Origin of the sequence: Kitasatospora sp. NPDC096128 (genome assembly GCF_040303105.1) — a bacterium.
Classification (GTDB): Bacteria; Actinomycetota; Actinomycetes; order Streptomycetales; family Streptomycetaceae; genus Kitasatospora.
In genome coordinates, this window is record NZ_JBEOSP010000004.1 from 330,239 (window position 1) to 342,908 (window position 12,670).

General features: G+C 71.7%; 8 protein-coding genes. 6 read left to right on the top strand and 2 right to left on the bottom strand.

Annotation, left to right across the window (positions count from 1 at the left end; translation table 11 throughout):
• The first annotated feature begins 2 nt into the window (after positions 1-2).
• Together ABTY61_RS07480 and ABTY61_RS07485 are read left to right on the top strand one after the other, a co-directional pair.
• Positions 3-1,241 carry an MFS transporter gene (locus tag ABTY61_RS07480; RefSeq protein WP_350503978.1) on the top strand — a complete coding sequence of 413 codons (1,239 nt, stop codon included), beginning with the start codon at positions 3-5 and terminating at the stop codon, positions 1,239-1,241.
• A 327-nt stretch (positions 1,242-1,568) separates the two neighbouring features.
• On the top strand, positions 1,569-2,351 hold the full coding sequence (locus tag ABTY61_RS07485) for a S1 family peptidase (RefSeq protein ID WP_350503979.1): 783 nt from the start codon (positions 1,569-1,571) through the stop codon (positions 2,349-2,351).
• A 138-nt stretch (positions 2,352-2,489) separates the two neighbouring features.
• Here ABTY61_RS07485 and ABTY61_RS07490 read toward each other — a convergent pair whose 3' ends face one another.
• Positions 2,490-3,119 (bottom strand): TetR/AcrR family transcriptional regulator, encoded by a 630-nt coding sequence (locus ABTY61_RS07490; protein WP_350503980.1) that lies wholly within the window; start codon positions 3,117-3,119, stop codon positions 2,490-2,492.
• A gap of 98 nt (positions 3,120-3,217) precedes the next feature.
• Between ABTY61_RS07490 and ABTY61_RS07495 the strand changes: the two genes are divergently transcribed.
• Both ABTY61_RS07495 and ABTY61_RS07500 read left to right on the top strand, forming a co-directional pair.
• Entirely contained in the window at positions 3,218-4,741 is a 1,524-nt protein-coding gene (locus tag ABTY61_RS07495) for an APC family permease (RefSeq protein ID WP_350503981.1), read from the top strand.
• Between the two features lie 114 nt (positions 4,742-4,855).
• Positions 4,856-6,592: an amidase gene (locus tag ABTY61_RS07500; protein ID WP_350503982.1), complete on the top strand. Its 1,737-nt coding sequence runs from the start codon at positions 4,856-4,858 to the stop codon at positions 6,590-6,592.
• Between the two features lie 189 nt (positions 6,593-6,781).
• Here ABTY61_RS07500 and ABTY61_RS07505 read toward each other — a convergent pair whose 3' ends face one another.
• A complete protein-coding gene (locus ABTY61_RS07505; protein WP_350503983.1) occupies positions 6,782-8,113 on the bottom strand; it encodes a DUF1254 domain-containing protein in 1,332 nt (443 codons plus the stop codon).
• Between the two features lie 803 nt (positions 8,114-8,916).
• On the opposite strand from ABTY61_RS07505, the gene ABTY61_RS07510 reads away from it, so the two are divergent.
• Both ABTY61_RS07510 and ABTY61_RS07515 read left to right on the top strand, forming a co-directional pair.
• Positions 8,917-10,617, top strand: coding sequence for a glycoside hydrolase family 27 protein (locus ABTY61_RS07510; protein ID WP_350503984.1), 1,701 nt, complete (start codon positions 8,917-8,919; stop codon positions 10,615-10,617).
• A 380-nt stretch (positions 10,618-10,997) separates the two neighbouring features.
• Positions 10,998-12,670, top strand: a 1,673-nt coding sequence (locus ABTY61_RS07515) for a glycoside hydrolase family 10 protein (protein WP_350503995.1), incomplete at its 3' end; no start/stop codon positions are given.

Consider the following 12,670-nt stretch of genomic DNA (forward strand, 5'->3'; position numbering starts at 1 on the left):
CCGTGCTCAAGGCCTTCGCGTCCTACCGGGGACTCCTGGCGCTCCCCGGAGCGCGCACCGTGTTCGTCGTCGGACTGCTCGCCCGTCTCCCGTTCACCGCGGCCTCGATGGCCCTCGCCCTGCACGTCGTCATCGACCTGGACCGCGGCTACGGCGCGGCCGGGCTCGCGGACCTGATGCTGACGCTCGGCGGGGCCGTGGGCGCGCCCCTGCTGGGCCGCTCCCTGGACCGCTTCGGCGTGCGCCCGGTGGTGCTCGTCACCGGCACGGTCGACGCCGTGTTCTGGATCGGAGCGCCCTACCTCCCCTACCCGTGGCTGCTCGCGGCCTCCCTGGTGGCCGGGTTCATGGGGCTCCCGGTGTTCACGGCCATCCGCCGGGCGATCGCCACCAACATCCCCTCGGAGCAGCAGCGGCAGGCCTTCGCCCTGGACGCGATCCTGGTCGAGGTGGTGTTCATGGTCGGACCGGCCGTCGCGGTCGGTGCCATCACCGCCGTGAACGACGCCACCGCGACGATGACCGGGATCGGCGTGCTCTACCTGGGAGCCGGGCTGCTGCTCACCCGGCTCGCCCCGGCCGGGGCCGACGGGGCGGCGGCCGCGCCGAAGGACCCGGCGGTCCCGGAGCCGACCGGGCGCAGCCTCTGGCTCCGTCCGGGCTTCCTGCTGGTGCTGGGCGTCAGCCTGGCGGCCAACCTCGTCCTGGCCGGCAGCGAGATCTCGATCACCGCCGTCCTGCGCGGGGTCGGCGACACCGAGTGGGCCGGGGTCTGCGTGGCGATCTGGTGCGCGGCCTCCCTGGTCGGCGGCTTCTGGCACGGCGCCACCAGCCGGCCCTGGCGGCTGCCGCGGCTGATGCTGCTGATGGGGCTCACCATCGCGCCCGTCGGGATCGCCGGCCACGCGGGCTGGATCTGGCTCGCCGTGGCCATGCTCCCCTCCGGTTTCATGTGCGCGCCGACCCTCGCCTCTGCCTCCGAGGAGATCACCCGGGCGGTGCCACCGTCGGTGGTCGGCCAGGCCGCGGGACTCCAGGGCTCGGCGATGACGATCGGCGGGGCGATCGGCGCACCACTGGCCGGCGCCGTCATCGACCACTCCGCACCGGCCTGGGGCTTCGCGGTCACCGGCCTGGTCGGGGCATCGCTGGCGGCCCTCACCATCGCCTACCAGTACTTCGCCCGGCCGAAGCCGGCCGCGAAGTCCACCGAGGAGGCCGACGCCCCGGCGACGGTCTGACCACCCCACAGGCCGAGGCCGCACCTGCCCCCGCAGGTGCGGCCTCGGCCTGTGGACGGTGGAGGGCCGGGCTACGCCCACGAGAAGGTCCGCTGTTCGTTTCGTTCCCCCGCGGCCGGGCCCGCGAGTCACCGTGCCGCCACCCGGCCTCGGGTGCGCGATCCTCGCGCATATTTGCGTGTCGACGCAAGCCTCCTGGGGGTGGACTTCTTCCCGCCGAGTGGCGGATTTCCCCGACGATCCGTCAGGGGCCAGCCTTGCGGGCAGTTCGACAGGTTCACGTCACCCCCACAGGCGGCCCCACACACCGCCGGACAAGGACACGTCATGCGTCGCTTCCCCCTGCCCAGGATCCTGGCCACCGCCGCGGCGGCCACCGCGCTCGCCCTCGCCGTACCCGCGACCGGCGCCTCGGCCGCGAGCCTGCCGGGCCCGACCATCATCGGCGGCGGCACCGCCGCACAGGGTTACTCGTTCATCGTCTCGCTGCAGCAGAACGGCCAGCACATCTGCGGCGCCTCGCTGATCTCGCCCACCTGGGCGGTCACCGCGGCGCACTGCGTGGCCGGCGGCACGGCCGACCAGTTCACCGTCCGGGTCGGCTCCAACGACCGCACCTCGGGCGGCGAGGTCGCCTCGTTGGCCAAGATCGTCCCCCACCCGAACTACAGCACCAACAACGACATCGCCCTGCTCCAACTCGCCGGCCCCGTCCAGGCCACCCCGATCGCCATCGCCGACAGCGCGCCGGCCGGCACCGCCACCAAGCTGCTCGGCTGGGGCCAGGAGACGCCGCAGCCCGGCGGCGACAACGGCCCGGACCAGCTCAAGGAGCTCGACACCAGCCTGCTCCCGAGCGGCTGCGCCGAGGGCTACGACCCCTCCTCCGAGCTCTGCGTCAACAACCCGCAGGGCCCGGACGGCAACAACCAGGGCGCCTGCTACGGCGATTCGGGCGGCCCGGCGATCGCGCAGATCAACGGTGAGTGGCGGCTGCTCGGCGCCACCAGCCGAGCCGGCGGCAGCTCCTCCACCTGCGCGGTCGACCCCTCGATCTACACCAACGTGACGGCGTTCAAGGACTTCATCCAGACCACCATGGCCGGCTGATCCCCCGATCCCCCACTCGGGCCGGATCATCCCCGACGGCGGCCCTCCGTCCCGATCACCGGGACGGGGGGCCGCCGCTCGGGCTGTGGCGACGTGCGAGACGCGCCGGCCGCGGGACCGAGCCCCCCACGCCCCCGCCTACGCCGTCCGCCGTTGGACGCCGTCCAGCAGCAGCCCGAGCCCCAGCTCGAACCCCCGGTCGTCGAGCCCCGCCGGGCCACCGCCCCGGGCCGCGGAGCCCTCCAGGGCGTCCGCGAGCGCCGGGTACTGCGGCCGGTACGCGGCCGGCTCCCGGGTGAAGCCCGCCCCGAAGGTCTCCACCGCGGAGCCGAGCACCAGGTAGTCGATCGCCGCGGCGACCTCCGCCGCGTCCGCGGGGTCGAGGCCGGCCCGGCCGAGGAGGGCGAGCAGCGCGTCGTAGCCGCGCAGTGCGCTGTCGGCCTCGACCCGGCGGCGGGCGAGCAGGGAGACGGCGTTCGGGTGCCGCAGGAAGACCGCGCGGTAGCCGCGCGCGTACCCGGCGAGGCCGGCCCGCCAGTCCGGATCGCTCAGCGGCGCGTGGTCGATCTCGTCGTTGACCAGCCCGGAGACCGTGTCGACCAGGGCGTCCTTGCTCGGTACGTGGTTGTAGAGCGACGCCGCCTTGACCCCGAGCCGCTCGGCGAGCGCCCGCATGGTCAGGCCGTCGGGACCCTCCTCGTCCACCACCTGGAGTGCGGCGCGCGCGATCCGCTCGCGGGTCAGCAGTGCTCTGCTCGGTCGGCCCACCGAAAAATTCCCCTCTTCCGCTCTCCGTGTCCGGGGGCTATCGTGCCAGACCGACAGCAGTTGCTAACAAAGTTAGTTTTATCAGGAGGGCGCCGCCCGTGGCCGAGAACACCCCCACCGATGCCACCCATGCCGGCGACGCCACCGACGCCGACCGGCTGGCCGCGCTCGGCTACCAGCAGGAGCTGCGGCGCAGCCTGACCGTGCTCGGCAACATCTCCATGGGCTTCGCCGTCGTCTCCCCGGTCGTCGGGCTGTACGCCGCCGTCCAGGTCGGCATGAGCGTCGCGGGCGGCGCCTGGGTCTGGGCGCTGCCGCTGTGCCTGCTCGGGCAGTGCCTGGTCGTCGCCGTCTACGCCGAACTCGCCTCGCAGTGGCCGCTGGCCGGCGGCGCCTACCAATGGAGCAGACGCCTGGCGAGACCGGCGGTCGCCTGGCTCAGCGGCTGGCTGTGGCAGTTCGCCGTGATGTTCGGCAACACCACCGTCGCCTACCTCGCCTCGCCCTGGCTCTTCGCCCTCTTCGGCACCGTCCCGACGCCCGCCGAGCAGGTCCTCGTCTCGGTCGGCTTCATGCTCTTCTGCGCCCTGGTCAACGCCTACGGCATCAACCTCCTGCGCTGGTTCGTCAGCCTGGGCATCGCTGCCGAGGCCGTCGCCTCCGTCCTGGTCGGCCTCACCCTGCTGCTGGTCTTCCGGCAGCACGGCCTGTCCCTGCTCACCGACTTCCTCGACGCCCCGCAGGGACTGGGCGTCAGCGACACCGGCGCCCTGCTCGCCGCCGTGGCCGTCGCCGGCTGGGCGTTCATCGGCTTCGACGCCTGCGTGTCCACCGCCGAGGAGACCAAGGACGCCGCCCGGCAGGTCCCCCGGGCCATGTGGTGGTCGCTGATCAGCGTCGGGCTCGTCGTCATCCTCAACGCGGTCTCGGTCGAGCTCGCCCACCCCGACCCCGCCGACGTCGTCGCCGTCAAGGACCTCGACCCGGTCACCACCGCCGTCACCCACGCCTTCGGCGGCTGGGCCGACAAGCCCTTCGTCCTGGTCGTCCTGATCAGCTTCACCGCCTGCCTGATGGCCTCCCAGGGCGGCGCCGCCCGCGGCCTCTACTCCCTCGCCCGCGACGACGTCTTCCCCTTCTCCCGCCACATCCGCAAGGTCAACCGGCACAAGGCACCGATCGGCGGCCTGCTCGCCGCCACGGTGATCAGCTGCGCCGCGCTGCCCCTGGGCCTGAACACCTCCGCCATCGGCAGCCTGATCACCTTCGGCAGTGCCGCCACCTTCGTGCCGTTCTTCCTGCTCACCGTGGTCGCCCTGACCGCCCGCCTGCGCGGCACCTGGCAGCCCGCCGGAGCGGTCGGCTACGGACGACTCGGCACCCCGCTCAACGTCCTCGCGGTGCTGTGGACCGGCTTCGAGGTGGTCAACATCTGCTGGCCGCGCGCCATCCTCGCCCCCGCCGGAGCGCCCTGGTACCAGATCTGGGCGGCACCGCTCGGCGTCGGCACCGTCACCCTCGCCGGCCTCGCCTACCTGCTCGCACGCCGCCCCGACCGCCGGATGCCCGACCCGGCCCACGACCGCCCGCACAGCGACGAACTCGCGCCCGCCGTCGTGTAGTTGCCCCGCTGCCCCGAGACGGTGGCACCATCGACCTTCCGCTTCCGACCTTCCGCTTCCGACCTTCCGCTTCCGACCTTCGACCTTCGACCGAACACCCCTGGAGCAACCCGCATGACACACGCCTTCGACGTCGTCGAGACCGGCATCGCCGACCTGCGCGCGGCGCTGGAGAAGGGCGAGACCACCTCGGTCGGCCTGCTCGACGCCTACCTCGCCCGGATCGAGGCCTACGACCGGCCCGGCACCGGCACAGCGCTCAACTCGCTCGTCGTGATGAACCCGGACGCCCGCGCCGACGCCGAGGCCTCCGACGCCCGCCGAGCGCAGGGCCGCACCCTCGGCCCGCTCGACGGCATCCCCTACACCGCCAAGGACAGCTACCTCGCCAAGGGCCTGACCGCCGCCGCCGGTTCGCCGGCCTTCGAGCACCTCGTCGCCCAGCGCGACGCCTTCGCCATCGAGCGGCTGCGCGCCGCCGGCGCCGTCCTCATCGGCCTGACCAACATGCCGCCGATGGCCAACGGCGGCATGCAGCGCGGCGTCTACGGCCGGGCCGAGAGCCCGTACAGCGCCGACTGGCTGACCAGCGCGTACGGCTCCGGCTCCTCGAACGGCTCGGGTACCGCCACGGCGGCCTCCTTCGGCGCGTTCGGCCTCGGCGAGGAGACCTGGTCCTCGGGCCGGGCGCCCGCCTCGTACAACGCGCTGTGCGCCTACACCCCCAGCCGCGGCGTGATCTCGGTGCGCGGCAACTGGCCGCTGGTCCCGACCATGGACGTCGTGGTCCCGCACACCCGCACCATGGCCGACCTCCTCGAACTGCTCGACGTCATCGTCGCCGACGACGCGGAGACCCGCGGCGACCTGTGGCGCTCCCAGCCCTGGATCCCGCTGCCCGCGGCCTCCGAGGTCCGCCCCGCCTCGTACCCCGCACTGGCCCCCGCCGACACCGCGGCGGCGGGTTCGACCCTCGCCGGCCGACGCGTCGGCGTGCCCCGGATGTACATCAACGCCGACCCCGAGGCCGGGACCAACCCCGACGGCGGCATCGGCGGCCAGACCGGGCAGCGGATCGACACCCGCGCCTCGGTCCTCGCCCTGTGGCAGGCCGCCCGCCGCGACCTGGAGGCCGCCGGGGCCGAGGTCGTCGAGGTCGACTTCCCGGTGGTGACCAACTACGAGTCCGACCGCCCCGGCGCTCCGTCGCTGTTCACCCGCGGCCTCGTCGGCCGTGACTTCCTCACCGTCGAGATCGAGGACCTGTCCGCCTGGTCCTGGGACGACTTCCTGCGCGCCAACGGGGACCCGGCCCTGCCGACCCTCGCCGACGTCGACCCCGCGCGCATCTGGCCCAAGCACCCCGGCGAACTGCCGGACCGCTACGCCGGGTTCGACGACACGATCGCCGACTACCCGCGACTGGTGCGCGAGCGCCCGTACGCGTCGCTCACCGAGATCCCCCACCTCGAACAGGGACTGCGCGGGCTGGAGGAGACCCGCCGCCTCGACCTGGAGGGCTGGATGGACGAACTCGCCCTGGACGCCGTGGTCTTCCCCGCGGTCGCCGACGTCGGCCCGGCCGACATGGACGTCGACGAGGCCTCCGCCGACCTCGGCTGGCGCAACGGTGTCTGGGTCGCCAACGGCAACCTCGTGCCGCGCCACCTCGGCATCCCGACCGTGACCGTGCCGATGGGCACCATGACCGACACCGGCATGCCGGTCGGGCTGACCTTCGCGGGCCGCGCATACGACGACACCGCCCTCCTGCGCCTCGCCGCCGCCTTCGAGGCCACCGGCCGGCGCCGCACCGAGCCGACCCGCACCCCGAGGCTCCCGGCCAACTGACGGACCGCGGCGGCCCGAACCCCCGGCGAGTGCCGCCCGGCCGGAAGCACGCAGCCGGCCGGGCTGTTGCCGCCCGCTCAGGAGCGGGCGGCAACAGCGGATCCGCCCGCTCCCACAGATCGTCCGGAACAGGATCCATGCGCATCCGGACACCCTGCCGGGCCGGATCACCGGGTGGTGGGCCCGGGCTCAACCCATCGTCGAACGATCTGTTGTGCCCTTGACGACTGCGGGCGGGTTCCAGGTCCCGTCGAGGACTTCGGGCTCGGGTGCGTAGAGGCGCATCGTGATGCCCAGCGGGCCGGACGGGGCAGGCAGCCAGTTCGACACCCGCTCCGGGCCCGGGTTGTGCTTCGAGATGAAGATGGTGAGCGAGCCGTCCTGCTCGTCGTAGGCCAGGTCGTCACGGTCGCCGAGGGCGAAGCGGTCGATGTCGTTCGCGACCTGGTAGCCCTCGCCGTCGTACATGGTGACCGACCAGAAGGCACCGGCCGGCGGCATCTCACCGGCCTCGAACCGCAGGGTGTAGTCGTGGTCGCCGTTGACCGGGTCGCCGTCCGCGTCGGCGGCGAGGACCGGGTAGACGGCGTCCTCCGGCGGGTTGGCGCCGAGGCCGCCGGCAGCCACCACGGCGCGCTTGAAGTAGCTGTTGCCGTAGACACCCATGGTGTCCAGGGAGGTCCGCCAGCCGTTGGCCGCGACGCCGAAGCTCGCCATCGACCCGAGGATCTTCGCAAGTGCCTCCTTGGCGCCGGCGTCGATCTCGGCGAGGTCGGCATCGGTGAACCGGCCGGGATCGAAGGCCTGGCCCGGCACGATACCCAGGTGCGCGATCCGGGCCAGGGTGGAGAAGTCCGCGGCGTGCGGCGGGTTGACCGCCAGTGCCTGGGCAGCCGAGGTGAAGAACTCGACAGTGCTGAGATTGTTCACCAGGGCGAGCGCGTCGGTCTGGACGTCAATCGGCTCGCCGGGCACGTACCCGCGCGGGGGAACCGCGGTCAGGGTGTAGCCGTCCTGGACTTTCCAGACGGTGGCGTAGTCGGCCGGGCCGTTGGTCTGGGTCCGGCCGATGATCCACACGTAGGGTGTCGGCGCCCGCAGCACTGTCACCCCGGCCCGGGGAGTGTCGGCGTAGCCGGGACCGACGATGAGGTAGTCCTGGTCGCCGGTTCCGGTGGTGCGTTTGCCGATGGTGGCGAACACGTCCGTCCACATGTCCATCAGCGGGAGCATGAAGTACCGGTCGGCGGTGTCGGTGACGTGCAGTTCCACCGGGCCGTCGGTCAGGTCCAGCCAGGCGTTGGAGTACAGCGTGTCGAAGTTCGGCCGCACCACGGCACGGAACTCCGCCGAGGGGAACTCGCGCAGGTGATGGAACTCGTTCGGCGCGCCGTAGCCCGGCTTCTGCGCTGCCGCCGGAGAGGTGGCCTGCCGACGCGTGACGTCCATCATGACCAGCGGGTAGAGGTAGGTGTACGCCTCGCGGGCCAAGGTCCGCGGATCAGCCGACAGCATGCCCATGCCTCAACGCCTCCATAGCGTGACGACCTCCTGACTGGAAGTCACGCACAGTCTGCCGCCGAGCGGCCCACAACGCCAGAACGCGGCGCAAGCAGCCGCCACTGCATGCCGATGCGACTGTGGCTCATCCCCGGCGTCAGGACACCGTTTGGCACTGCCCCGGCCGTCGGCAGGCGTGGGCTCCTCATCAGGGGCGAGCCGGTCGCCGGACGAGCCGCAGGCGCGGTGAGGGCAGCAGGAAGGCGGCGTGGCGGCATTGGCTCATGAGCCACCTCGGCCATCTGAACCGGTATCAACCCGGACAGATCGCCAGGAGGCGTGCATTGTCGCGAGAAGGGTTGACACTGCGCGCAGGGTATTGGAAGCTCCCAATTGGCCGACGCCGGGGGCATTCATCCCGGTGACATTTTTTGCGAGTGATTGTTAGCGCTAACACTCAGCCGTCGAATCCACCGCCGATCGGGAGGCCGGCATGCGGACCTGAGCGCCACGACCGGCCACCCGCGCGGCTCGTGCGGCCGCTTCTCCGATTCTTCCGGCGCCCACGAGGCCGAACCGGAGATCCGGGATGGATTCGCCGCCCCGACATGCCGGGGGAGCCGCACCGGAAATACCGGCGCACAGTCCTCCATTTCTTCACGCTGCGACCTCACCGCCCCCGATCGGGTCCTCTCGGAGCCCCCACACCACAACTGTGGAGCCATCCACCGAAATGTGCTTGTCATGCCCACACCTATATCGGGTTGATGCCGAACCGCGAGAAACAGACACCTCCCCCACCACTCCCGCCAGGAGGCGACCACATGCTCCACGCGAACCCGCGCGTCACCCGGCCGACGGCACGCGCACGGCTGCGGAGGACGCTTGCCTGCGTACTCTCGGCGTTACTCCTGTCCTTGGCGATTCCACTGCTCTCCCTCGGCGCAGCCCAGCCGGCTGCGGCCCTCGGCGCGGCCGCACCGGCCGCACCGGCCGTGGGCAACGGTTTGGCGATCACGCCGCCGATGGGTTTCAACGACTGGAACGCCTATGGCTGCGACGTCTCCGAGCCGCTGATCAAGAGCACGGCGCTGGCCATGCACAACAACGGCATGCAGAGCGCCGGGTACGAGTACGTCAACATCGACGACTGCTGGATGACCCGCGCTCGGGGCTCCGACGGGCGTCTGGTGCCTGATCCGAACAAGTTCCCGGACGGGATCAAGGGCACCGCCGACTACGTCCACTCGCTGGGGTTGAAGCTGGGCATCTACGAGGACGCCGGACTGCAGACCTGCGCCGGCTTCCCGGGCAGCCTGGGCCACGAGACCACGGACGCACAGACCTTCGCCGACTGGGGCGTGGACTACCTGAAGTACGACAACTGCTATGCAGGGCCTGGCTGCTGGCAGAACTCCTGCCCCCAGGGCACCAAGGCGCCCGCGCAGACCCGGTACGCCACGATGCGCGACGCCCTGGCCGCGACCGGCCGGCCCGTCCTGTTCAGCCTGTGCAGCTGGGGCGAGGACGCCGTGTGGACCTGGGGCGCCGGCGTCGGCAACAGTTGGCGCACCACCGGCGACATCAACGCCGGCTATTCCAGCATGCTGTCGATCTTCCACAGCAACGTGAACCTGGCCGCCTACGCCGGGCCCGGTCACTGGAACGACCCGGACATGCTCGAGGTCGGCAACAGCCCGCTCACCGACACCGAGAGCCGCTCGGAGTTCAGCCTGTGGGCAGAGATGGCGGCTCCGCTGATCTCCGGCACCAACATCGCCTCGGCCGGCGCGGCCACCCTGGCCACGCTCACCAATGCCCGGGTGATCGCGGTCGACCAGGACCCGCTCGGCAAGCAGGGCACCCTCGTCTCCTCCACCGGCGGTCTCGACGTGCTGGCCAAGCCGCTGGCGAACGGCGACGTCTCGGTGGCCCTGTTCAACGAGACCGGATCGACCGCGACCATCAGCACCACCGCCGCCGCGATCGGGAAGGCCGACGCCTCCGGCTACAGCCTCACCGACCTGTGGTCCGGCGCGACTTCGACCACCACCGGCACCATCAGCGCCTCGGTTCCGGCGCACGGCACCACCATGTTCCGCGTCGCGGGCGGCACCGGCGGCGGCACGGACCGAACCGGCCCGGTGCGCGCGGTCGGCGCGGACAAGTGCCTGGACGTGCCGAACTCGACCACCACCCCGGGCACCCAGCTGCAGATCTGGGACTGCAACGGCCAACCGAACCAGGCCTGGACCCGCACCTCCTCCGGCCAGCTGACCGTCTCCTCGGGCGGCACCCGGATGTGCCTGGACGCGTACAACGGCCAGACCGCGCCCGCCACCAAGGTCGAGATCTGGACCTGCAACAACCAGCCGAACCAGCAGTGGACGGTGAACGCCGACGGCACCATCACCAGCGCCCAGTCCGGGCTCTGCCTCGACGTCACCGCCAGGTCCACCGCCGACGGCGCCCTGATCGACCTGTGGACCTGCAACGGCCAGAGCAACCAGAAGTGGGCCGTCTGAGCGGTCACCGGACGCAACTGCCGTACTGTCCCCGAGGTCCCGACCTCCGGAGGCAGTGCGGCGGTTGCGGCGGTTGCGGCGGTTGCACCGCCGCCGACTTCGCCCTCCGCGCCGGCCGCGGCGCCGCCGACCGGATCCACGGCACCGTCCTCCCACCGCTGCGGGAGGCCGCGCGCCGGATCGGGGAGGACCTGGCCGAAGTCGCCCGCTTCACCGGCTCCCGCATCCGCTGAAAAAAATTTCCCGGATCACGGCAACCTTCCTGCGGGCGGCGGCAACCAGCAGGTGAACGAGGCCAGGACCAAGGCCCACCGTGCCAGAGGAAGAAGCCGTTGCCCGATCAGAACCGTTCCCATCGCCGCCGCCCGGCGACCCGCCGTGTGATCGCCGTCGCCGTGGCCCTCGCCGCCACGGGCGCCGCCGTGCCGCTGATCGCCCAGGCCGCCCGCACGTCGAAAGCCGCCGCACCGACCACGACCGCCGAGGCGGCGGCCGGCAGCGGCCGCTACTTCGGCACGGCGGTGTCCTCGGGCAGGCTCGGCGACCCGACGTACTCCACCATCCTCGACCGGGAGTTCAACGCGATCACCCCGGAGAACGAGATGAAGTGGGACACCACCGAGCCCTCCCGGGGGTCGTTCAACTTCGCCCCCGCGGACTCGATCGTCAGTCACGCCGCCGCGCACGGCCAGCGGATGCGCGGCCACACCCTGGTCTGGCACTCCCAGCTGCCGGCCTGGGTGCGTGCCACCACCGACGCCAACACCCTGCGCGGCGTGATGGACAACCACATCACCCAGGAGATGTCCCACTACAAGGGCAAGATCTACGCCTGGGACGTGGTCAACGAGGCGTTCGCCGACGACGGCAGCGGCCGGCACCGCAGCTCGGTGTTCCAGGACGTGCTGGGCGACGGCTTCATCGAGGAGGCCTTCCGCACCGCCCGGAACGTCGACCCCTCCGCCAAGCTCTGCTACAACGACTACAACATCGAGAACTGGTCCGACGCCAAGACCCAGGGCGTCTACCGCATGGTCAAGGACTTCAAGTCCCGCGGTGTGCCGATCGACTGCGTCGGCTTCCAGAGCCACTTCGGCGCCGGCGGCCCCCCGGCGAGCTTCCAGAACACCCTGTCGAGCTTCGCCGCACTCGGCGTGGACGTCCAGATCACCGAGCTCGACATCGCCCAGGCACCCACCGGCGGGTACACCGCCGCCGTCCAGGACTGCCTCAACGTCGCCCGCTGCACGGGCATCACCGTGTGGGGCATCCGTGACAGCGACTCCTGGCGCACCGGCGAGAACGCGCTGCTGTTCGACGGCAACGGCAACAAGAAGCCCGCCTACGGCGCGGTCCTCACCACCCTGAGCGCGAGCAGCGGCGGCAACGGCGGCGGAGACGGCGGCACGCCGGGCGGGGGCATCACCTCCGGAGCCGTCTACACCCTCTCCGACGTGGCCGCCGGCCGCATTCTCGACGAGTACGCGGGGCAGAACGCCAACGGCACCCCGGTCCAGGTGTGGGACGCCGGCGGCGCCGCCAACCAGCAGTGGCGGGCCGGCAGGAACAGCGACGGCTCCTACACCTTCACCAACCTCGCCAGCGGCCGGGTCCTGGACGACCCGGCCGGCCAGGCCGCCAACGGCACCAAGCTGCTGGTCTGGGACGACAACGGCGGCGCCAACCAGCACTGGAAGGCCGCCCGCAACAGCGACGGCTCCTACACCCTCACCAACGTCGCCACCCGCAAGGCCCTGGAGACGCCCGGCAACCAGACCGCCAACGGCACCCCCGTCCAGATCTGGGACTCCTGGGGCGCCGCCAACCAGCACTGGAACCTCACCCCGGCCGGTTCCACTCCGACGACACCCGCGCCGTCGGGCAGCACCTGCGCCCTGCCGTCGACGTACCACTGGTCCTCGACGGGTTCGCTGGCGAAGCCGGGCAACGGGTGGGCCTCGGTGAAGGACTTCACCGACGTCGTCTACAACGGCAAGCACCTGGTCTACGCGTCGAACGTGTCCGGGTCCTCGTACGGCTCGATGATGTTCAG

Bases quoted from the DNA above. Each gene is read 5' to 3' on its own strand.
- ABTY61_RS07485 (WP_350503979.1), top strand. From the start codon at position 1,569: ATGCGTCGCTTCCCCCTGCCCAGGATCCTGGCCACCGCCGCGGCGGCC.
- ABTY61_RS07500 (WP_350503982.1), top strand. From the start codon at position 4,856: ATGACACACGCCTTCGACGTCGTCGAGACCGGCATCGCCGACCTGCGC.
- ABTY61_RS07505 (WP_350503983.1), bottom strand. From the start codon at position 8,113: ATGGGCATGCTGTCGGCTGATCCGCGGACCTTGGCCCGCGAGGCGTAC.
- ABTY61_RS07510 (WP_350503984.1), top strand. From the start codon at position 8,917: ATGCTCCACGCGAACCCGCGCGTCACCCGGCCGACGGCACGCGCACGG.